Below are 21146 nucleotides of genomic sequence, written 5' to 3'. Positions count from 1 at the left end.
GGGTCGGCCAGGAACAAGCCTTTCCGACCCCCAACAACTCTGCAAATGTCTGAAAAAGGCCGATCAGGCCTTGGCATTCTTGGACAGGAACTTGACAGCGTCGCCGACCGTCTGGATCTGCTCGGCTGCATCGTCCGGAATTTCCACGCCGAACTCTTCTTCAAAGGCCATCACCAGCTCAACGGTATCGAGCGAATCCGCGCCGAGGTCGTCGATGAAATTCGCGCCTTCGACAACCTTCTCCGGCTCTACGCCAAGGTGCTCAACAACAATCTTTTTAACCCGCTCGGCGACATCGCTCATCGTTCAATTCCTTACTACTAGTTAAACGTCAATTTTACCGGCTCGGCCACATGGGACGCTCTCGGGCCACGAGGCCCTGAACCAACATTCCGAAAAGATATCGGCCCCCTCAAGCGTCCAATCCGGCTGAGAGACAAAGCGTCCTTTGCGAACTTTCTTCATCAATCAACGCGGCTCGTAGCATATTTTTTTCAGGAAGGCGAGAGGCAAGCGGCGGTCAAAACGCATGAGAGAAAAGCGCTTTCACAGATAAATCCGTGCAGTCAAAACAAAACATTCATTTACACTGAAAAAATGAGTGACCGGACGACTGCTTAATCGGACAAAACCGACGCCTGTACAGCAATGCTCTTTCGCAAATGTCAGTTTTGACCAGAAAAAATCAGCGCAGCGCCGAACGCATGAACAGGCTCAACGACGATATGGCCGTTGTAGCCTAGATAGGCAATTCCCTCTTTATCAAACCGGGCAGCAACAGCTGCAAGGTCTCCGGCGCGAAATTGCAGGGCGGCCATGCCGGAACGCGCGGCAGCCGTGATTGGTGCAAATCCATAGTCGAGGCGCAGACGCTCTGGACTGGCAATGATAATGGTCTCAGCGGCTGAAGAAAGGCAGATGTGGCTCTCATCTCCCGCAGATTTGGCATAACGGCTGAACGCACTGAGAAAACCTGCGGTCTTTTCGGGTTCGCCGGAGGCAAAAATCACGCTGGTCAACCCGGTTACGCCATTTTCATGGCTCTGAAATGCCGGGTTCCAGAAGTTCTCGGGATAATGCTGCTGGCAATAAAAAAATCCGCAATCCATATTCTGCGGCGGACGGGCGAACGCCAGACTGAACGCCACCTGCAGGGGACTGCCGTCCGGCTTGCGCCCGGTTCGGGCGAAATCGAAAACATCTCCTTCAACTATATCCAGTTCGCGCAACCGGCCGTGTTCGGCCACGACGTTATCAGTGCCGAGCACCAACATGGCCAGACCTTCGAAACGAGCAATGTAATCTGCCAGAAATCTTGCGAAATATGGCGCGCCGGAACTAACGCACTCGGTATTTTCCGGAAATGCAATCAATTCAAGAAAATGTCCGCCGAATTGAATAATATGATTTTCTGTACCCCAGGGGTGACGATTGCGATACCCGACACGAAATCCGAGACGGGTGTAGAAATCGCGCAGATCGTCCAGACGACGGGCGGCAACAACAATATGATCGAAGTGACTGGCCATAGTCAGGCTGCCTCGCGGAACAACGCCGGCAACAGCGCCGGCATGAAGCACATTTCGCACTCCGTTGCGCTCTCAAGCGCAGCGATCATTTCTTCGTTGGATACGTCCTGAGCCGGATGATCATAAAACACAGCATGCGTGAGAAACGGCGCCAGTTCAGTCGCGATCATATCGGTTCTGGCGTTGCTGACAACGACGACATGCGCGAATGCCTCTTGCAGCACCGCCAAAGCCGACGCCCATGCAAACGACCCGAGCGCTGATGCTTCAAGCCGCATGCGCGTCAATCCGCACCCGGTCTGGGCGCTTAGATGCTCAAAGCATATCTGGCCTCCCGCCCCTGCGCATTGACTCTGCCCGCATTCGTCCTCCGCCAAACCGATGTCGACGAGCAATATCGGCATGGCTTGCGCCAGAGTCCCACATACGGCTTCCACATCCGCCAGTACGAAACCATGGAGCAAAGTGCAGGACTGCTTTTCGCTTGCATAACGCACATTGAAATATTCAACCAGATCAGGTTCTGACACTGAGCAGACCGGCCTGCGCACCGCGTGTGGAACAGCAGTTCTTTCGGGCCGCGGAATACAAACCGTGACGGGAGGCGAATACGATAAATCAGGCACGGCCTTTCGCGAGGGACGGACAAAAAGCGCAAGAGCGCCGATCAGCGCCAGCGCCACACTCGAGAGCGCGGCAACTTCATGGCCTGAACCACCACCCATCAGCCTCACCTGTGCCGGCAGGAAAATCCGCTCCGGCACGATCGGCTGTTTTTCAGCAACCAGATTTACCGGCCCGCCGCCGAACACGGACGATGAAATATTATCCTCCTGCGGCGCAGAAGCAGCAGCAGCCACAAACCGGGACGCCAAGCTATTGGCGACAAGTGCTGCAAGCGAGGGATCTTCTGCCCGCACGGCGATTTCAAGCTGGCGCTGACCGGCATCGCCCGATATGCGCACCAATTCGCTCCATCTCTGCAACATCAAGGCGCGCGCCTGCAGCGGCGCCTCGGGATTTGCCAAAAGCGCCGAGATCAACTTCGATCCGGGAAAATACCGCATTCCTGAAAAATCTGGCGAAGCGGCCAGATTCAACTCCGCCATCACCGCCAGAGACAAATCAGATGCGCGCAGGCGCGTCAGCTCCGCATCCAGATCCGCGTCAGGCCGGGATAGCCCGACATGCGCGGTCGCCACATAAGAGCCCGCCTTATTGCTGTGCCACGCAAACCAAAGGCCGGAGGCAATGAAAAGATTTGCAGCCAGCAAAGCCAGACGCAAAGGCGAGAGGTTTGGAGCAAAATTGAGTCGCTTAAAAAATTGAATCAATGGCACGGAGCAAATCCTTTGCTCCATTAAAGCCAAGCATGGTTGACCAATGGTTAATTCACGCAGCGCACATCAGCAACCCTTGCAATTTGCACACTTTGTTAACCGCGATCCACTAAACAGGTACAAGGAAAACTAAATAAAACCGGCGCACGGAATGAGAAACACAAACATAATAACTTCAGCTCTGCTGATAGTGTGTCTCGCCGGCTGCGCTTCTCCGCGCTACCCGAATTATTTCAGCTCTGACCAGATCAACCGCCCCTACACCCTGGGCAGCGGTGACCGATTGCGCATTATCGTATTCGGTCAGGACAACCTGACCAATATTTATTCTGTCGATGGCAGCGGCAATATAGCCATGCCGTTGATTGGAACAGTTCGCGCGCAGGGCCTCACGACGTCCCGATTGTCGGACGAAATCGCGGCAAAATTCCGTGGCGGCATATTGCGCGATCCGAAAGTCTCGGTCGAGGTCGAGAGCTACAGGCCATTTTTCATATTGGGCGAAGTATCGAACGCCGGGCAATATCCTTTCGTCAATGGCATGACGGTGGAAACGGCGGTCGCCATAGCTGGCGGCTTTACGCCGCGCGCCGCGCATTCCGACGCAACGCTGACGCGCACCGTCGATGGTAAAATAGTCAAGGCCACAGTGCCAATGACGCAGCCGGTGATGCCGGGCGACAGCATAGCCATAAACGAGCGCTATTTCTGAAAATCAAATAATACAGGCGCAGCCTAGCGTATTTCTTGATATATGCATTCAATTTAAATTGCATCGATCTGATTTTTAAGTATTAATTTATTCATTTTGTGCCGATATAATGAATGACGTTCAGTAAAGTTAAGTCATCAGGCGCATAATAATGAATAATTCCTCCGACGACATGAGGCAGGCACCATCCTGCGACGTGGATAGCAACTTCTCTTCTGAACAACTGTTACCTGACAGGGCAGAAGCATTATTGCAAAGTCTGGCGAAGCGCTCGATCTCGCCTGTCGTCATAAATGGCCTGATCCGAACCGCCGACGTCGTGACCATCATCCTGACAGCCCTTCTTGCATACAGGCTATATGTGGGGCCGGTTGTTCAACTGTCGCTGGCCTACGGACTGGCCATTGCTGCTTTGTCAGTTCTGGGCCTTGTTATATTCCATATCATGAGTGTCAACAGCTACAGCAATCTTCGTCAGGTCTCTCAACATGGCCTGCGCGTAGCGGGCGCATGGTCGGTGGTGTTCTTCGCCGGGCTGGCCATTCTCGTTTTTCTGCAGATGGGCGACCATTTCTCACGCATCTGGCTCGCGCTGACTTATGTGATCGGTCTGATAGCCCTGCTCCTCGATCGCGGTCTGGCTTCTATCATTGTTCGGCGGTTGAGCGACGCCGGCAAGATCGAACGGCGCATTGTCATTGTTGGCGGAGGCGAGCCCGGAGAATTGCTGCTGAACAGTTTTCGCAGCGGCAAGCACGGCGATCTGCATGTACTGGGCTTTTTCGATGACCGCAGCGAGCGGCGCTCAAATGATGAGCTGGCGGGCTATCCCAAACTGGGCAATGTCGACGATCTCGTTAGATTTGCGCGACGGACACACCTCGACCTGATCATTTTTTCGCTGCCGATCACGGCCGAAGCACGGCTCCTGCAGATGCTGCGCAAATTATGGGTTCTGCCGATCGATATCCGGCTGGCAGCACATATGAACAAGCTGCGCCTGCGACCACGTTCCTACTCCTATATCGGCGACGTGCCCGTGCTGGACGTGTTCGACAAGCCGATAGCGGAATGGGATATCGTGCTCAAGGCCCTGTTTGACCGCATAGCCGCAATTTGCCTGCTGGTGATACTGGCGCCTCTGATGGCGATCATCGCTCTGGGCGTAAAGCTGACATCGCCGGGACCTGTTTTCTTCCGGCAGGTCCGGCACGGATTCAACAACGAGCACATCATAGTCTACAAATTCAGGACAATGTATGCCGAACAGTTGGATCATTCTGCGCAAAAACAGGTCACGCGCGGCGACGCTCGCGTTACACCGTTCGGACGTCTCCTGCGCCGCAGTTCGCTCGACGAATTGCCGCAACTGTTCAATGTCGCCTTTATCGGCGATCTCTCACTTGTCGGCCCCCGCCCCCACGCTGTCAGCGGCAAAGCTGCTGGCCGCGTCTACGACGAGGTTGTCGACGGCTATTTTGCACGACACCGCGTCAAGCCCGGCATTACAGGATGGGCTCAGGTCAACGGTTGGCGTGGAGAAACCGACACGCCGGAGAAAACGCAGGCGCGCGTCGAACATGACCTGAGTTATATTGAAAACTGGTCGATCTTCTTTGATCTCTATATTCTGTTGCTGACACCGATCGCGCTGATAAAAGGCAAAAATGCCTATTGACCAGCAAATTCCCACCACGCGGCGCTCACCGTGCCGCATGGCCGCAAAGGCTGTATAATTCGGTTTCAGAGGCCATGATCCTTAAACCACGCCTGCAGACGCTGCCATCCATCTTTGGCCGCAGCGGGCGTGTAGGACGCGCGGTAGTCAGCAAAAAACGCATGCGGCGTATCGGGATAAACCACGAACTCGACCTGCTTACCCGCGGCTTTGGCTGCCGCGGTCATTTCATCGATTGAGGATTGCGGTATGCTGGTATCCGCGCCGCCGTAAAGACCCAGCACCGGCGCGTGAAGATCCGCAACAAGGTCCAGCGCGGATTTCGGTTGCAGAGGAGTCGGCTGGCCAACCAGACGGCCATACCACGCAACAGCGGCCTTCAACTGCGCGTTATGTTCCGCGTAAAGCCAGACAATACGCCCGCCCCAGCAAAAGCCGGTAATTCCGAGGCGCCCAGTGTCACCGCCGTCCGACTTTGCGAAGGCAACCGTACCGTCAATATCGCTCATCGCCTGCGCATCCGGCACCTTGGCGGCGAAGTCGTTGATCAGGACCTTGAAATCGGTGATCTGGGTAGCGTCGCCGAGACGGGCAAAAAAATCGGGTGCAATAGCATAATAGCCCAGCCTCGCCAGACGCCGGCAAACGTCCTTGATATGCTCATGCACACCAAAAATTTCATGTATCACGACAATGACCGGCGCCTTGCCCGCGCCCTTCGGCCGGGCGCGGTAAGCCGGAACAGGGCCTGCGGCACCCATGACACTGACCATACCGGCGTCCAGTCCATCGGCAGAAGTCAGAATGGTCTCAGCCGACAGGGGACGAACAGCAAGCGTGAAGCCAGCTGCCGCTGTCAGATTTAAAAATGCGCGACGGGACTCGTTCGAACCGGATGAAATCTGCATGGAAGGCACCTCCTGTGCGACCTAACATAGCGTCCCGGCTGCGCACGCCAAGCCCTACCGGCCCGGCTTTTTGACGGCTTCCGGCGCCAGCGGATAACGCGACAACACATCGGTTTCGGTCACGTCGCGATGGTTACGCGTGTAGACCTCCGAGGCCAGACGCAGAGGCTGGTAATCCCAGGGATAGAGTTTGCCCTTGGTGAGCGCCTGAAACACCGCAAGGCGGGACTTCTGGCTGGCCAAGACCCGCTCATAAATCGCCTGCCGGTCAAACCTGCGCGCCAGCGCAGCCCGGTAGAGCTCAACACGCGCCGTTTGATCGGGATCGGCGGCAAGATTTACATTTTCCAGCGGGTCAGTCGCCAGATTAAACAATTGATCGGGATCGGCGTTGCAGGAGATGAATTTCCAGTCGCCCTGACGCACCATATACATCGGCTCCGGCACGCCTTCGGCAAGATATTCGCCAACCGTCAATTCATCGTGTTCGGCCTCGCCCTTCAGCAAGGGCAGAAGGCTGCGGCCGTCCACCGGCCAGGAAAGGTCGCGCGATGCACCCTCCTCGGCCATGTCAACCAGTGTCGGCACAAGATCAGCGAGAGAGGCAGGAGTTTTAACGCGCCGCGGCGCGAAACGCCCCGGCGCATGTACGATCAGCGGCACACGGGCGGCGGGGTCGCGATAGCTCATCTTGTACCACAAGCCGCGCTCTCCCAGAAAATCGCCGTGGTCGGATGTGATCATCACAATCGTATTATCCGCGAGATCACAGGCCTTCAGCGTCGCCATCAGCTTGCCGACATGCGCGTCGACATAGGAAATATTGGCATAATAGCCATGTCGGGACTGGCGCACGTCATCTTCGTTGATGTCGTAATCCTCCATGGCACAGGCCTCGTACAGGCGTCGGCTGTGGCTGTCCATTGCGTCGGAGCGCAGTGCAGGCACAGCCGGAAGATCAATGTCCTCATCCTTGTACAGGTTCCAGAATTCCGGCCGGGCGGCATAGGGGTCGTGCGGATGCGTGAAGGAAACTGTCAGGCAGAATGGCTGCTTTTCCTTTGCTCTGGCAAAATCGTAAAGCCTGCGCTGGGCAAGAAAGCCGACCTCGTCATCATATTCCAGCTGGTTGGTGATTTCGGCGATGCCGGCCTGCTTGACCGAGGTCATATTATGGTACCACCAGTCAATGCGCTCGTTCGGCTTGCTCCAGTCGGGCGTCCAGCCAAAATCGGCGGGATAGATGTCCGTTGTCAGGCGCTCCTCGAAACCGTGAAGCTGGTCGGGACCGACAAAATGCATCTTGCCGGAAAGGCATGTGCGGTAGCCTCTCAGGCGCAGATAATGCGCGAATGTCGGAATGGACGAAGGAAATTCTGCGGCATTGTCGTAGACTCCCGTGCGCGAAGACAGACAGCCCGTCATGAATGTAGCCCGCGCCGGCGCGCAGAGCGGGCTGTTGGAATACATCTGCTCGAAGACAACCCCGTCTCGGGCCAGCGCATCGATAGCTGGCGCCTTGACCACTTTATGGCCGTAAGCGGGTAGAAACTGTGCGGCCAGTTGGTCAGCGACGATGATGAGAATATTGGGTGCCTGCTTGGTCATATCCTGCCTCTGCGCAAATAAACCAGATCGTTTCAGGAGTCGCTGTCCGGCGCACCCCAGCATTCGACATAAATTGTCGCTGCGATCAACCCCTTGTCCCCCTTCATATCAGGCAGATCGACCCGCTCGACATGAATGTTCAGCTCGCTGTGGTGGGTCCCGAGTTCCTGCGCGCGGCTCTGCGCCTGCGCTTTGGCCAGTTCCTGCGCCCGGGCCAGCGCATCCGTCGGATCGCTGGCAGGCTCGATTCCATGGGCGTGATGAATGCGGTAACTGCCGACGCCAGACGATGTGATCTCGACGATGGACTGCTCCTTGATCACGCCAACCGCCGCCCCTACCGCATTGGCGACATCGCCGAACGGCGGCAGCACAATCTCGCATTTCATCCGCCGGCCAAGATCAGGATAATAGATCGCGCCGGGGCCGCCCACGGCGACAAGCGGCGTTGCCGGACGGATGACAATATCAAGTCCGCGATGGAAATGGGAGCCATCGAGCGCGGCGCGGATGAACGGATCATCGGGCCTGACCGCAAGGCCCGTGAGCGTTTCGATCAGCACGCGGCCACTATCGAAAATCACAGCATCGAACACCTCGCCCGCAAAGGCGCGCGCCTCGGCCTCTCCGGCGCGTGGCGAGGCCATACGCCGCCAGCGTACAAATGCCAGCGCGCCCAGCAACGCAGCCTCACGCGACCATTGTGATTGCTTATCAAGAATATGAGCAGCATCGCTTGGAGTGAAACCTGAGAGTTGTGCCAGCCCGAGTTTCACAAGGCGCAGAAAAATTCGCATGTCCTGCGGACTATGCACCACCTTGTCCAGGCTGCAAGGCGAATCGCCAATCCGGTCATACACGCGCTGTTCACGTTCCGGCAGTTGAAGCGCCGACGGCTGCCCGCCAAAAGGCCGCACGGCAAAGCGGCTCGCATAGGGCGCGCCTTCCGGATCAGCCAGCAAGGCACGCAACTCTCCGACAACCTGCGGGAAACGCGCGCCCAGAAGCGCCAGAGGCACGATGCGGTTTGGCCGCAGCGCCACCTTGCCTGTCACGTCATCGAAATCCACCTCGCTGTCGCCACCAAGCGCGAAGGTCCGCATGTCGATGGTGCGCACCATGGTGCGGTGTCCGCCAACCAGCGCCCCTTCCCGCGTCAGCTTGGGCCAGCCCTGCTCCAGCACGGCGATGTCGGTTGTTGTGCCGCCGATATCGGACACAACGAAATCCTCCAGCCCGGACAGAAACTTTGCGCCGATGACGCTCGCCGCAGGGCCGGAAAGCACGGTCTCGATGGGACGACTGGCTACGGTCGCGGCATTGGCCAGAGTGCCGTCGCCCTTCACCACCATCAGCGGCGCGGTGATTCGCACTTTGTGCATTGCGCTCTGGACGGCATTGATCAGCGCGACAATGCGCGAGATGATCCGCGCGTTGAGCGCGGCCGTCAGCGCCCGGCGCGGCGCATCCAGAGCATGGGCCAGATCACTGGACAGCGTCGCCGGACGGCCGCAGATTTCGGCAATCATCTGCTGCACTGCCTGCTCTTGCGCCGGGTTGCGCACCGAATATTCGGCGGCAATGGCATAGGCCTCTACCATAGGATGCGTTTCGCGGATGAAAGCGGCGATCACTTCCCGGTCAAGCGGCACCTTTTCTTCGCCGCTATAGGTATGTCCGCCGGCACAGCGCAGCATTCTGACGCCCGGCAAAGCCTCGGCTATCCCGGTGCGGGCTGCCATTTTATCGTCGAAGCCGATGAGAATCACGCCGATCTGCGAGCCATGGCCTTCCACAATCGCATTGGTGGCCAATGTCGTTGACAGACAGACCATTTCCACGGCGGCGCCTTCAAGCGCGGGCATGGCTTCGAACACAGCCGCCAGCGCCTCGCCCACGCCGATGGACAGATCGCCCTTGGTCGTCACCGCCTTGGCCTTGGCCAAAACCTGCCGGGCTTGCGTCTCCACGAGCGCTGCGTCGGTATATGTTCCGCCCGTATCAATGCCTATGATCAAACGTGCCATGAAATCTTTTCTCCGCGCCTTGCTTCTAGCCGATATAGTCCAAGAAAACAGGGCTATTCGCGCACCAATCGCCGCAATTCGCGCCTGATAGTCGGTTGCCGTCGCATCAAGGCCAGAAAGTGCGCTAAACTGGCCTGAAAACAGGGGGGCTTTGCACGATGACGCTCAGTTTTGCCGACGAACGCCAGCACAGAATCGATCTGGCCGCCGCCTTTCGCCTTGCTGCCAGATTTGACATGCATGAGGCCGTTGCCAATCATTTCAGCCTTGCGGTTTCGAAGGATGGCAAGCGTTTCCTGATGAATCCGCGCTGGCGGCACTTTTCGCGCATCAAAGCCAGCGATCTGCTGCTGCTCGATGCCAGCGACGACAGCACCATGGGCCGGCCTGACGCACCTGACCCGTCGGCATGGGCCATTCACGGCGCCATGCACGCCCAGATGCCGCAGGCGCGCTGTGTGCTGCATGTGCATTCGCCCTATGCCACAGCGATCGCCTGTCTGGCCGATCCTGAAATCAAGCCCGTCGACCAGAACACGGCCCGCTTTTTCAACCGCGTCGCCATCGACCTGCATTTTGGCGGCATTGCCGACGATCCCGATGAAGCCGGCCGCCTTGTGCGGGTCATGGGCAACAAATCGCGGATGATGATGGGCAATCACGGCGTATTGGTGACCGCACCCACCGTCGCCGAGGCTTTCGACGACCTCTATTATCTTGAGCGCGCCTGCAAGACGCTGGTTCTGGCCTATTCCACCGGCAGGCCTCTCAACCTGCTTTCGGACGAGATCGCCGAGCGCACTGCCCGTGACTGGGAAGATTACAAGGACAGTCCCTTTGCGCACTTCGACGAAATGAAGAAAATCCTTGATGCGGAGGCGCCAGACTACCGGGATTAGGCTGGCGGCCTCTCGCTCTGCGCTATTTTCCGCGCACGTCATCGCCCTTACGGTGCGCAAAGCATGGCAGACATGCGGCGGACTGGCCTCAAATCCGCGCCGTCACGGCCTTGGTACGCAGATAGGCCCTCACGCCGTCCAAGCCTTTTTCGCGGCCAAAGCCTGAGAATTTATTGCCGCCGAACGGCACCTCGATGCCTCCGGCATAATATTCATTGATATAGACCTGCCCCGCATCGATATCTCGCGCGAAGCGCAGGGCCTTGGAAATATCCTTGGTATAAATCCCCGCGGCCAGAGCAAACTGGGTGGCATTGGCGGCGGCGAGTGCCTCCTCCTCGCTGTCCACAACCTGTACAACCATCACCGGCCCGAAAATTTCTTCCTGAACAAGCCGGTCATCCACCTTGAGATTGTCGATGATCGTCGGCTCGAAGAACCAGCCCTTGCCCGTCTGCGGATCGACGGCGGGCTGCCCGCCTGCCGCGATGACAAGGCCGCGCGTGCGCGCTTCATCCACATGCGCCTTGATCCGGTCAAGCTGCAGTAGCGAATTGATCGCACCCACGTCGGGGGAACGCAGCCCGTGCCCCAGCCTGAGCGAGCGTGAGGCCTTAGCGAATTTTTCGACCAGTTCGTCGTGAACCGCCCGTTCCACAACAAGGCGGGAACCCGCCGAACACACCTGCCCGGCATTTGAATAGATCGCCCAGCGCGCGCCTTCAACGGCAGCATCGATATCCGCGTCGGCGAGCACAACCATCGGCGACTTGCCGCCCAGTTCCAGAGTGACGCTGGCGACATTTTTAGCGGCATTCTGCATCGTGGCAATGCCGGTGCGCACCGAACCGGTGAATGTGATGTGCCGCACAAGCGGATGCGTCGCCAGGGCCTCCCCGGCCACGGGGCCGATGCCGGTGACGACATTGCAGACTCCGGCAGGAAGCCCCGCCTCAACCAGCAATTGCGCGATCATCAGCGCCGTAAGCGGCGTTGTCTCCGCCGGCTTGCAGACTGCCGTGCAGCCGGCAGCCAAGGCGGGCGCAATACCACGCACCATTGTCGATGTGGGATAATTCCACGGAATGATATGGGCCGTGACGCCAACCGGCTCCTGAATGGTCATGGACATGTAATCCAACCCGAGTGGAATGGTTGCACCCTGCAATTTATCGGCAAGACCGGCGTAATATTCAAACATACGGGCAGAGGCGAGAATGTCCCATTGCGCTTCATCCAGCGTCTTGCCAGAATCGAGCGTCTCCACAACAGACAGACGGGCAATATCGCGTCTCAGCAATTGCCCGGCTCGGTAAAGAATGGCGCTGCGCTCGGCCGGCTTCGTCCGGCGCCAGACGCCCATGAGCGCCTTATGTGCCGAAACCACAGCCTCGTCGACATCAGCAGCGCTGGCAAGATCGAACGTGGCGAAAGCCCTGCCGCTGCCGGGATCGAATGTTTCCATCCGCTTGCCCGAACTGGCTTTCACAAAACGACCGTCAATGAATAAATGTTCCGGCAAATCCGGCAAAGTGCCGGTCTTGAACGCTTCTGCAGCCAGTTGTTGAACGGACCCGGTCATCCCACGCTCCAAAATTCAATCCATCGACCGAGATAATGCCATTTTCGACGAAATGGAAATGAATGATTTTTGGGCCGCTTCATCGATTTTTGTGGTCTTGCAAGCCGTTTGAGGCTCTGTAAGCTGTCCCATATCGACATTGAGGCGCCGCATTTGTCGTTTGATAGAAAATTTATATATGAAATAAAACATGATTCGACACGTTATGTCGTTTTGCATTAATAATGGCGCATAAAAGCAAAAATGATGTCGTATATCGCACATTTGCCCAAACAGGCTTTGCATGTTTCATAGTCAGTCAAGTCAGGATCCACTGGTTATCGGCTTTTTGCTGGTACCGCGCTTCACCATGATGGCGCTGTTTTCCATCATCGAACCCATGCGCATCGCCAATCGCCTTTCGGGGCGAAATCTGTTCGAGTGGCATTCCTACTCGCTCGACGGCGAACCCGTGGCCGCGTCCAACGGCATGACGATCATGGCCAATGCCGCACTCGGAGAGGTGGATTTCGTACCGACGCTCATCCTTTGCGCCGGATTTGAGCCGCAGGCGGTTGAAAACCGCACTTTGTTCAGCCAGTTGCGCCGTCTGGTGCGCAAAGGCACGGTGCTTGGCGCGGTGGACACCGCGACACATATTCTGGCCGCTGGCGGTTTTCTCGATTCGGGCCGTGTGACAATGCACTGGGAGGCCGTGCCGGCCTTCCGGGAGGATTTCCCTGGCATTGAAGTCTCCGACGAGCTGTTTGAAATTGCCGGCAAGACGTTCACCTGCGCGGGCGGTACAGCGGCAATCGACATGATGCTGCATCTGATAGCCACGCGCTGGGGCCACAAGCTGGCGGCCGACGTGTCCGAGCAATTGATCCACGACCGCATCCGCGAGCCGCACAACCAGCAGCGCATGCATATTCCGGCTCGGCTTGGCTTTGCAAATCCGCGCCTTGAGCGGGTTGTCACGGCCATGGAAGCGCGCCTCGAAGACCCGCTCTGCACTGAAGAACTGGTGCGCATAGCCGGGGTTTCCGGGCGTCAGCTTGAACGGCTGTTTCGCAAACATCTTAACGAAACGCCCACCAGCCATTATCTGAAGCTGCGGCTTGGCCGGGCGCGCCATCTGCTGCGCCAGACCAATATGAGCGTGATGGAAGTTGGCATTGCCACAGGCTTTGGCTCCGCCTCGAGCCTCTCGCGCGCCTATCGCTCGATCTTCGGGCGCTCGCCGCGTCAGGACCGCACCGAGAGCAGCAATACGTCGGCGCCGAAAACCGCGGCGCCGGCGCCCATTTCACGCCGCGCTTAGGCGCCGCGCGCGCTCGTCCAGCAGCGAGGCCGCCGAGAAAATGCCGATCGCCACCCAGATCACGGCAATAGAGGCAAGACGCGCCGGGCTCATGGGCTCATGATAGGCAAACACAGCCAGCGCCACAGCCAGACTTGGCGTCAGGTATTGAATGATGCCTGCCGTCGAATACCAGATGCGGCGCACGGCAGCGGCATATAAGAGCAGCGGAAGCGCCGTGAACGGGCCAAGCCCGAGCAGAAGCAGCGTGTCCGGCACATTGCGCAAAAACGCGCTATGACCGCTCACCAGTCCGGAGCCGACATAGATCGCTGCGGGGACGAGCAGGATCAGCGTCTCCACAAAAAACCCCGCGACGGCACTTACGGCCATCTGCTTGCGCAAAAAGCCGTAGAGACAGAATGTGGCGGCCAGCACGAGCCCCACCCATGGAAACACCCCGACCACGAGCGTCTGAGCGATAACACCCACGGCAGCAATGATCAGGGCAAGCTTTTTCATGCCATTGAGCCGCTCACCCAGAAACCAGACGCCCATCAGCACATTCATTAAGGGATTGATGTAATAGCCCAGAGCCGTCTCCACGACCCGCCCCTCGGCAATGGCCCAGATATATAAAGCCCAGTTGAACGCGATCAGAAATGCGGAAAGGGCCAGCACCGCCAGCTTTTTCGGGTTTTGCAGAACCGCCCGTGCTTCCGGCCAGCACCCTGTCCAGAAAAGCGTCAGCGCGGCCACCGGAAAGGCCCAGAGCCCGCGATGAACCGCTCCCTCGACCGCAGGCACATGCGACAGCAACTTCAGATAGACAATCATTGCTGCCCATAAGGTATGGGCGGTTACGGCGTAGGCCAGACCCTTCCGGGCCTCGCGCGAAGAAGAAACACTCACCTAGATCCGGCCCTCTAAACCTTCTGATTCGGGCCAATACTTCTTCACAAGCGCCAGAAGATCAATCAGGAAATCGTCGCGGCGCTTTTCCAGCGCCTTGACGGAGCGCCCTGCCGCCTGATGCTCGCAGCCCTCGACCACCTTTTCGATCAGATCTTCGGTCAATTCGGGCGCGACAAGCTTGGTCCATGGCAATTTGAGCGCCGGGCCGAACTGGTGCAGCATGTGACGCATGCCCGCGTCGCCTCCGGCCAGATGGAAAGTCAGGAACGTACCCATGAGACTCCAGCGCAAGCCGCAGCCATAAACCACGGCCGCATCTATTTCCTCTGTCGTCGCGATGCCGTCATTGACCAGCCAGAGCGCCTCACGCCAGAGCGCCTCCATCAGGCGATCGGCGACGAAGCCTTCGATTTCGCGCCTGATGTGCAGCGGCCGCATGCCGATACTTTTATAGAAGGATTTGGCCGATTCAATGGTTGCAGCCGAGGTCTTGTCGCCGCCCACCACTTCCACCAGAGGCAACAGATAGACCGGATTGAACGGATGGCCGACCACAACCCGCTCCGGGCTTTTGCATTGTCCCTGAAGCGAACTGGGCAGCAAACCCGAAGTGGATGAGGCAATGATTGCGTGGGGCGGGGCCGCTGCATCGATCTGCGCCAGCAATCCGCGCTTCAGCTCCTCCCGTTCCGGGGCATTTTCCTGAATGAAATCCGCATGAGCGACGGCGGCGTCGACGCTGGCCGCAAATCGCAGGCGGTTTTGCGAAGCACCCGCTGCAAGGCCCATACTCTCCAGAGCCGGCCAGGCGTGCGCCACGGCGGCGCGCAGCTTTTCCTCAGCGGCGGGCGACGGATCCCAGGCCACGACATCCAGCCCATGCGCAAGCGCGCGCGCAGTCCAGCCCGCACCGATCACGCCGGTGCCGATAATTGCGATTGTTTTGACGCTTTGTGTCATATCAAGTCCTGCCCGCAGCCTATGATTATCCCTATGATACCCGGCATTACAGGCCATCGGAGACGATCAACATTGTCAATTCTCGACCTGCACCGCTCAGAAAGCGACGAAACAAAAGGGATGAACGATGCCGCGTGATCAAACGCAGAATCACCACAGAAAAGGCGCGCTGCTTGTCCTCATTGCTGCCATAATATGGAGCACGGCGGGGCCGCTCATGCGGCTTCTTCATCTCGATATATGGACGATTCAGCTCTGGCGCGGCGTTTTCGGCGCGCTTTTTCTGCTCTGCTCGCTTTACGTCAGCCACCGCGGCAGCCTGCTGGCGCAACTGACCTCACTTGCGCCCGTCGATTATGCCTGCGCCGCGCTCGGCACCATTTCGATGTTTTCCTATGTCTCGGCGCTGGCCTATACGAGCGTGGCGGATGTCGTGATCGTCTATGCGACGCTACCCTTCATTTCGGCAATTTTCGGCTGGCTGATCAACGACGAGAAAGTTGGTCCGCGTACCCTGATTGCAAGCGTTGTGGCGCTGGGCGGCATGATGATCATGGTGGGCGGTTCGGAAAACAACCCCAATCGCCTGCTGGGAGACGCACTCTCTCTGCTCATGACGATCTGCTTCGCGCTTCTCGTGGTGCTGATGCGCCGTCGTCCGGGAAAGTCCATCGCCCTGATCAATGCCATCGGCGCCTTCTGGGGCATCATCATCTGCCTCTTTATGGTGCCCAGCCTCACTCTGCCGGGACCGTTCGACCTTGCTGTTCTCGCGGCCCTCGGCACAATCACCATTGGCGCAGGCCTGTTGATCTTCATTGTCGGTTCCCGGCTGATTCCGTCCGCCGAGGCGGGGCTCATCGGGTTGATCGAAGTCGTGCTCTCGCCGCTCTGGGTCTGGCTGGCATTCAGCGAAAACCCCGGCAAACCGGCTATCATCGGCGGATTTATTGTGCTGGCTGCCGTGGCCTGGCAGATGCTGGGAGAACTGAAAAGGGAAACGGCGGCGGCGTAGAAAGATTGAGCCAACCATGCCGGAGTGAATATGGCTCAAACGCCCCGCCACACGGGCCTGCGCTTTTCGCCAAAGGCGTGCGTGCCTTCGCGCGCATCGTCCGAAGCGAGCATGTCGTTGTAGACGGGAATGCCGCCGCTCCGCATCAAGGCATAGGTTCCGGATACCGGGCTCCCCTCCCCGGCCCGCATCACGGCCTTGGCGGCCCGCAACGCCAGCGGCGCGTTGGCAGCAATGCGCGCCGCCAGTTCATGCGCCGCGGACAACACCTCATTGCCGGGCACAACCTTGTTCACTAAGCCCCAGCGGGCAGCCTCATCGGCGCTCATGCGCCGGCCCGTGAAAGCCAGTTCGCTGGCTATCGCGCGCGGCAGGCGCCCGGGCAGCCGCTGCATGCCACCTGAATCGGCGATAATGCCCAGCGAGACTTCCGGCAAGCCAAACTCTGCCCCGTCTGCGGCGACGATAAGGTCGGCGGCCAGCGCCAGTTCAAATCCGCCGCCCAGCGCCAGCCCGTTCACCGCGGCGATCACCGGCTTGTCGAGGCTGAAAAACTCCGTCAGGCCGGCAAATCCGCCGGGGCCGTGATCGGCGTCCACGGCCTCGCCCGCCTTGAGATCCCATCCGGCAGAAAAAAATCTTTCTCCACCCCCCGTGATAATGGCGACACTCAGGCGCCTATCCTGCTGAAATTCGGCAAAAGCCGCATAGAGCGCGTGGCTGGTGGCGACATCGATGGCATTGGCCTTCGGCCTGTCCAGCATGATTTCACAGACCGGTCCAAAATTTTTGACCCTTACCGCCTCAGACATCCGCCACCTCCCGAATGAGCGCATCAACAGCCGTCACGCCGTCCGCCATTACCAGCAGCGGGTTGACATCAAGCTCGGCAAGCCGGTGCCGGTTTGCCTCTCCATAGGCCGCAATGGCGGCAATAGCCTTTACAACGGCACCGATATCGCCGCCAGGCTTGCCGCGATAGCCCTGCAGCAGCCTGAACACTTTCAGCCCCCGCAGCGCCGCCGCGATCTGCTCCTCGCTTGCAGGCAGAAGCAAGGTCGCGCTGTCCTCGATCAGTTCAACCAGCAGGCCGCCAGCGCCGATCACCAGCGCCAGACCAAATTGCGGATCGCTGTTGATTCCGACTATCAACTCGGCCACTGCGCCTGACGCCATGCGCTCCACCAGCACATTCGGGCCAAGGCCCGACATGCCGCGCGCGGCCTCTTCCACGGCCTCGCACGAATTTAGGTTCAGCGCCACGCCGCCCGCATCGCTCTTGTGAGCGAGCATTTCGGAGGAAGTTTTGACCACCACCGGAAAGCCAAGGCGCTTTGCAGCCGTCCCCGCCTGCTCTATCGGTACAAGTTCCCCCTGCGGCACCGGCACGCCGAAAGCGGCCAGCGCGCGCTTGGCGGCAAATTCGGTGAGAAGATGCTGTTCGCACGAATGCTGCGGCCCCGGCCCGGCCAGCGGCATTGGCGCAGGCCGCGCCCAAGCCCGACCGATTTTCGCAGCCAGCGCCACGGCCTGCAACCCATCGCGCAGCCCCATCAGCGGCGCAATTCCGGCCTTGACGAAATCATTTCCGATGGACTCCGGCAGGCATTCGCCGATCGAAGCGAGAATGGCGGCACGCGCGCCGGTGGCTTGACGTGCTGCAGCTAGCGCCTTTCCCGCCGCATTCCAACTTGCGCCATCACAGCGGTCGCTTCGCGGATAATCGAGAATCAGAAGGTTGAGATCAAAACCGCCGCCCAGCATGGCCGTAAAGCAGGCCGTCAGCTTCGGCTCATCGCCCCAGATGTAGGTGTGATAATCCAGCGGGTTGGCAATCGGCACTTTCGGGCCCAACACTACGGCAAGGGCCGAGGCGGTTTCTGCGTCAAGCGGCGGCGTCTCCAGCCCGAAATCCTCGGCCAGATCAGCCACGAGCGAGGCCTCTCCGCCTGAACAGCTCATCGACGATATGCGCGCCCCCGGCAGCGGGCCATAAACATGCAAAAGCTTGAGCGTTTCCAGAAACACGCCCACGTCCGGCGCGCGGGCAATGCCAACCCGGTCAAACAGGGCATCATACAGCCGGTCCGGGCCAGCGAGCGAGGATGTATGGGAGAGAGTCAGCGCCGCCCCAACCTTCGAGCGTCCGGTTTTCAGCGCCACTATCGGCACGCCGGCAGCACGCGCGCGCATCGCAGCTTCTGCAAAACCGGGAATATCCTCCAAGCCCTCGATATGCAGCCCTATAGCCGAGACGCGCGGATCATCGAGAAAGGCCTCGACATAATCCGCAAGATCGCCCTTGGCCTTGTTGCCGACAGTGACAAGGTAGGCGAGCGGCATAGCCCGCTGCTGCTGCGTGAGGTTGCAGGCAATATTGCCCGATTGCGTGACAATAGCGACGCCGCGTTCGACGCGCGCTCCGCCCTGCTGATCCGGCCACAGCGCCGCGCCGTCAAGATAATTGATGTGTCCGTAGGTATTCGGGCCGGTGAGCGCCATTGCCCCCGAAACCTCCGTCAGACGCCTTTGCAGCGCCGCGCCTTCGGCGTCAAGCTCAGCAAAGCCGGAGGCATAACAGACCGCCCCGCCTGCCCCCATCGCCGCAAGCTTTTCAACAGCCTCTATCAGCGCCAGACGCGGCACGGCGATGAAGGCTGCGTCCGGCACGTCCGGCAGAGCCGCGATATCCGGCAAGCAAGGGCGGCCGGCCATTTCAGTACGTTTGGGATTGATTGCCCAAATCCTGCCGCGAAAGCCCAGCTTGTCGCATTGCCGGATGACCTCCTCAGCCTCACGCCCGCCGATGACCACAAGGCTTTTCGGTTGCAGCAGTCGCGTGAGCGGATTCATGCTTCGATATCTCCGTTATGAATGTTGCCGCTTTGGCAGACATGGCCCCTCACCCCACCCTCTCCCCGCAGGCGGGGAGAGGGAATATCGCGGCATATTCAGCACCCCAGCGGACGCAGAAGTGCGCGCGAAATGATATGCCGCTGGATTTCGCTGGTGCCGTCCCAGATGCGTTCGACGCGGGCATCGCGCCAGAAGCGCTCCAATTTGAGCGAATTCATCAGCCCCATGCCGCCATAGATCTGCAGGGCCCTGTCTGTGACACGGGCCAGCGTTTCGGTGGCAAAGAGCTTGGCCATGGCGTAATCCGTATCAGTAACCGTGCCTTTGTCGAGTTTGTCCGCCGCGGCAAGCGTGAGCAGGTCAGACGCGGCAATCTCGGTCGCCATATCGGCAAGCTGGAACGAGACGCCCTGAAACCGGCCGATTTTCTCACCGAACTGCTGGCGCTGCGCTGCCCAATCCAGCGCCAGATCCAGTGTACGCTGCGCCCGTCCCACGGAGGTTGCGGCCACAGTCAGGCGTGTGGAGCCGAGCCATTCGTTCATCAGGTCGAAACCCTTGCCTTCCTCGCCAAGCAACTGGCTCTCATGCACCACGCAATCATCGAAAAACAATTCGCACTGATGATAGCCGCGATGCGAGACGCAATGCGGCCCGCGCCGCATCGTAAAGCCCTTTGTCCCCATATCCACCAGAAAGGACGAAATCAGCGCCTTTTTGCCGCGCTTTGTCTCTTCCATGCCGGTCGCGGCAAAAAGAATGACATAATCGGCCTTGTCGGCATGGCTGATGAAGTGCTTGGCGCCATTGATGACATAATTATCGCCGCGCTTTTCGGCGCGTGTCTTCATCGAGCGGATGTCGGAGCCCGCGCCCGGCTCTGTCATGGCCAGGCAATCGTGCCGCTCGCCCTTTATTGTGGGAATCAGATAACGCTCGATCTGCTCACCGGAACAACCCTGCAGGATGTTGGACGGGCGCGCGACGCACATCTGCAGGGCGTAGCCCGCGCGGCCAAGCTCGCGCTCCATCAATGTGAAGCTGAGAGCATCCAGCCCGCCACCGCCGAACTGCTCCGGCATGTTGGCGGCATAAAGTCCGAGTTCAATGCTCTTGCGCTGGATGTCCTGCGCAATTTCCGCCGGCACATCATCGAGCTGCTCGACAAGGTCTTCGTGCGGATAAAGCTCGTTCTCGACAAAGCTGCGCACCGTCTCGACCAGCATCCGCTGCTCTTCTGAAATGGGAAAACTCATGGCTGCGCCTTACGTTTGATGCCGAGGGTTGTGCCCACCATTTCATGCACAGGCAGATCGGCATGAGCCGCCCGGATCGCGGAAAGACGGGTAAAGAGATCAGAGGGCAGCGGACAGGACCGCCCGGCCTTCATATCGACATGCACCAGCACCTGCTCCCCCACGGCCAGCAGCGCCCCGGTCTGGCCATGCAACATCCGGTGAAATATGTGCAGCCGCTTTTCATCGAGATCTAGCACCTGCAAGGTAAGCCGCAACGGTTCCCCCTCGGAAACCTCGGCCAGATTGCGGATGCGCGTGTCGAGGGTATAAAGCGAAAAGCCGGTGTCGCGATAGGCTTCATCAATGCCGAAATAGCGAAAGAACGCATCGGAACTATCGCCAAAAACAAGGAGATAGATGCTTTCGCTCATGTGGCCGTTATAATCCGTCCATTCCGGCCTGACAAAACAGGAATGCAGGGCAAGCGGCGCGGGAATGGGTGCGGCGTCGTCCCAGCCCCTAAAGGGCACGCCTTCGAGCGGAGAGGTGACGCGGGGTGGATTATTATTTCCGGTCAATGCTTTAATTCTCCAAATT

The 21146-nt window shown here is 58.9% G+C and carries 18 protein-coding genes; 5 read left to right on the top strand and 13 right to left on the bottom strand.

Annotated features, from left to right (window positions below; all coding sequences use genetic code 11):
* Positions 1 to 63: 63 nt before the first annotated feature.
* The 3 genes from AC0N03_RS14355 to AC0N03_RS14345 all read right to left on the bottom strand — a co-directional run bounded on the left by AC0N03_RS14355 (position 64) and on the right by AC0N03_RS14345 (position 2869).
* Positions 64 to 303 (bottom strand): acyl carrier protein, encoded by a 240-nt coding sequence (locus tag AC0N03_RS14355; protein WP_474289504.1) that lies wholly within the window; start codon positions 301 to 303, stop codon positions 64 to 66.
* 362 nt (positions 304 to 665) lie between these two features.
* On the bottom strand, positions 666 to 1529 hold the full coding sequence (locus tag AC0N03_RS14350; protein ID WP_474289503.1) for a VOC family protein: 864 nt from the start codon (positions 1527 to 1529) through the stop codon (positions 666 to 668).
* A 2-nt stretch (positions 1530 to 1531) separates the two neighbouring features.
* Positions 1532 to 2869, bottom strand: coding sequence for a hypothetical protein (locus AC0N03_RS14345; protein ID WP_474289502.1), 1338 nt, complete (start codon positions 2867 to 2869; stop codon positions 1532 to 1534).
* Between the two features lie 151 nt (positions 2870 to 3020).
* Here AC0N03_RS14345 and AC0N03_RS14340 point away from each other — a divergent pair, with 151 nt between their 5' ends.
* Together AC0N03_RS14340 and AC0N03_RS14335 are read left to right on the top strand one after the other, a co-directional pair.
* Positions 3021 to 3581, top strand: coding sequence for a polysaccharide biosynthesis/export family protein (locus tag AC0N03_RS14340; RefSeq protein WP_474289501.1), 561 nt, complete (start codon positions 3021 to 3023; stop codon positions 3579 to 3581).
* Between the two features lie 250 nt (positions 3582 to 3831).
* A complete protein-coding gene (locus AC0N03_RS14335; RefSeq protein WP_474289500.1) occupies positions 3832 to 5259 on the top strand; it encodes an undecaprenyl-phosphate glucose phosphotransferase in 1428 nt (475 codons plus the stop codon).
* A gap of 65 nt (positions 5260 to 5324) precedes the next feature.
* Here the strand turns inward: AC0N03_RS14335 and AC0N03_RS14330 are convergent, their stop codons facing one another.
* The 3 genes from AC0N03_RS14330 to AC0N03_RS14320 are packed head-to-tail and all read right to left on the bottom strand — an operon-like array spanning position 5325 to position 9802.
* Positions 5325 to 6167, bottom strand: a complete 843-nt coding sequence (locus AC0N03_RS14330) for a dienelactone hydrolase family protein (RefSeq protein ID WP_474289499.1) — start codon at positions 6165 to 6167, stop codon at positions 5325 to 5327.
* 54 nt (positions 6168 to 6221) lie between these two features.
* On the bottom strand, positions 6222 to 7775 hold the full coding sequence (gene betC / locus AC0N03_RS14325) for a choline-sulfatase (RefSeq protein WP_474289498.1): 1554 nt from the start codon (positions 7773 to 7775) through the stop codon (positions 6222 to 6224).
* A gap of 32 nt (positions 7776 to 7807) precedes the next feature.
* A complete protein-coding gene (locus AC0N03_RS14320; RefSeq protein WP_474289497.1) occupies positions 7808 to 9802 on the bottom strand; it encodes a hydantoinase/oxoprolinase family protein in 1995 nt (664 codons plus the stop codon).
* 158 nt (positions 9803 to 9960) lie between these two features.
* Between AC0N03_RS14320 and AC0N03_RS14315 the strand changes: the two genes are divergently transcribed.
* Positions 9961 to 10701 carry a class II aldolase/adducin family protein gene (locus AC0N03_RS14315; RefSeq protein WP_474289496.1) on the top strand — a complete coding sequence of 247 codons (741 nt, stop codon included), beginning with the start codon at positions 9961 to 9963 and terminating at the stop codon, positions 10699 to 10701.
* A gap of 88 nt (positions 10702 to 10789) precedes the next feature.
* Here the strand turns inward: AC0N03_RS14315 and AC0N03_RS14310 are convergent, their stop codons facing one another.
* The gene (locus tag AC0N03_RS14310) at positions 10790 to 12283 is read right to left on the bottom strand and encodes an aldehyde dehydrogenase family protein (RefSeq protein WP_474289495.1); all 1494 of its coding nucleotides are present in this window, start codon (positions 12281 to 12283) and stop codon (positions 10790 to 10792) included.
* A 283-nt stretch (positions 12284 to 12566) separates the two neighbouring features.
* On the opposite strand from AC0N03_RS14310, the gene AC0N03_RS14305 reads away from it, so the two are divergent.
* Entirely contained in the window at positions 12567 to 13586 is a 1020-nt protein-coding gene (locus AC0N03_RS14305) for a GlxA family transcriptional regulator (protein ID WP_474289494.1), read from the top strand.
* Here the strand turns inward: AC0N03_RS14305 and rarD are convergent.
* Positions 13572 to 14477: an EamA family transporter RarD gene (rarD, locus tag AC0N03_RS14300; RefSeq protein WP_474289493.1), complete on the bottom strand. Its 906-nt coding sequence runs from the start codon at positions 14475 to 14477 to the stop codon at positions 13572 to 13574. The genes AC0N03_RS14305 and rarD overlap by 15 nt on opposite strands.
* Positions 14478 to 15440 carry an L-carnitine dehydrogenase gene (locus tag AC0N03_RS14295; protein WP_474289492.1) on the bottom strand — a complete coding sequence of 321 codons (963 nt, stop codon included), beginning with the start codon at positions 15438 to 15440 and terminating at the stop codon, positions 14478 to 14480.
* A gap of 127 nt (positions 15441 to 15567) precedes the next feature.
* On the opposite strand from AC0N03_RS14295, the gene AC0N03_RS14290 reads away from it, so the two are divergent.
* Positions 15568 to 16455 (top strand): DMT family transporter, encoded by an 888-nt coding sequence (locus AC0N03_RS14290; RefSeq protein ID WP_474289491.1) that lies wholly within the window; start codon positions 15568 to 15570, stop codon positions 16453 to 16455.
* A 35-nt stretch (positions 16456 to 16490) separates the two neighbouring features.
* On the opposite strand, the gene AC0N03_RS14285 is transcribed toward AC0N03_RS14290, so the two are convergent.
* From AC0N03_RS14285 to AC0N03_RS14270, 4 genes are all read right to left on the bottom strand, one after another.
* Positions 16491 to 17267 carry an enoyl-CoA hydratase-related protein gene (locus AC0N03_RS14285; protein ID WP_474289490.1) on the bottom strand — a complete coding sequence of 259 codons (777 nt, stop codon included), beginning with the start codon at positions 17265 to 17267 and terminating at the stop codon, positions 16491 to 16493.
* The gene (locus AC0N03_RS14280; protein ID WP_474289489.1) at positions 17260 to 19308 is read right to left on the bottom strand and encodes an acetate--CoA ligase family protein; all 2049 of its coding nucleotides are present in this window, start codon (positions 19306 to 19308) and stop codon (positions 17260 to 17262) included. Before AC0N03_RS14280 ends, AC0N03_RS14285 begins: the two co-directional genes overlap by 8 nt.
* A gap of 98 nt (positions 19309 to 19406) precedes the next feature.
* Positions 19407 to 20567 carry an acyl-CoA dehydrogenase family protein gene (locus AC0N03_RS14275; RefSeq protein WP_474289488.1) on the bottom strand — a complete coding sequence of 387 codons (1161 nt, stop codon included), beginning with the start codon at positions 20565 to 20567 and terminating at the stop codon, positions 19407 to 19409.
* On the bottom strand, positions 20564 to 21127 hold the full coding sequence (locus AC0N03_RS14270) for a thioesterase family protein (RefSeq protein ID WP_474289487.1): 564 nt from the start codon (positions 21125 to 21127) through the stop codon (positions 20564 to 20566). Before AC0N03_RS14270 ends, AC0N03_RS14275 begins: the two co-directional genes overlap by 4 nt.
* Between the last annotated feature and the right edge of the window lie 19 nt (positions 21128 to 21146).

Source organism: Methylocystis sp. sgz306128 (assembly GCF_056032725.1).
Note: the sequence above shows the minus strand (reverse complement) of the source record. Positions and strands in the feature narration are given on the sequence as shown.

Excerpts from the sequence above, each read along its gene's own strand:
- AC0N03_RS14355 (WP_474289504.1), bottom strand. The coding sequence starts at position 303 with ATGAGCGATGTCGCCGAGCGGGTTAAAAAGATTGTTGTTGAGCACCTT.
- AC0N03_RS14350 (WP_474289503.1), bottom strand. The coding sequence starts at position 1,529 with ATGGCCAGTCACTTCGATCATATTGTTGTTGCCGCCCGTCGTCTGGAC.
- AC0N03_RS14340 (WP_474289501.1), top strand. The coding sequence starts at position 3,021 with ATGAGAAACACAAACATAATAACTTCAGCTCTGCTGATAGTGTGTCTC.
- AC0N03_RS14330 (WP_474289499.1), bottom strand. The coding sequence starts at position 6,167 with ATGCAGATTTCATCCGGTTCGAACGAGTCCCGTCGCGCATTTTTAAAT.
- betC (WP_474289498.1), bottom strand. The coding sequence starts at position 7,775 with ATGACCAAGCAGGCACCCAATATTCTCATCATCGTCGCTGACCAACTG.
- AC0N03_RS14320 (WP_474289497.1), bottom strand. The coding sequence starts at position 9,802 with ATGGCACGTTTGATCATAGGCATTGATACGGGCGGAACATATACCGAC.
- AC0N03_RS14315 (WP_474289496.1), top strand. The coding sequence starts at position 9,961 with ATGACGCTCAGTTTTGCCGACGAACGCCAGCACAGAATCGATCTGGCC.
- AC0N03_RS14310 (WP_474289495.1), bottom strand. The coding sequence starts at position 12,283 with ATGACCGGGTCCGTTCAACAACTGGCTGCAGAAGCGTTCAAGACCGGC.
- AC0N03_RS14305 (WP_474289494.1), top strand. The coding sequence starts at position 12,567 with ATGTTTCATAGTCAGTCAAGTCAGGATCCACTGGTTATCGGCTTTTTG.
- AC0N03_RS14295 (WP_474289492.1), bottom strand. The coding sequence starts at position 15,440 with ATGACACAAAGCGTCAAAACAATCGCAATTATCGGCACCGGCGTGATC.
- AC0N03_RS14290 (WP_474289491.1), top strand. The coding sequence starts at position 15,568 with ATGCCGCGTGATCAAACGCAGAATCACCACAGAAAAGGCGCGCTGCTT.
- AC0N03_RS14285 (WP_474289490.1), bottom strand. The coding sequence starts at position 17,267 with ATGTCTGAGGCGGTAAGGGTCAAAAATTTTGGACCGGTCTGTGAAATC.
- AC0N03_RS14280 (WP_474289489.1), bottom strand. The coding sequence starts at position 19,308 with ATGAATCCGCTCACGCGACTGCTGCAACCGAAAAGCCTTGTGGTCATC.
- AC0N03_RS14275 (WP_474289488.1), bottom strand. The coding sequence starts at position 20,567 with ATGAGTTTTCCCATTTCAGAAGAGCAGCGGATGCTGGTCGAGACGGTG.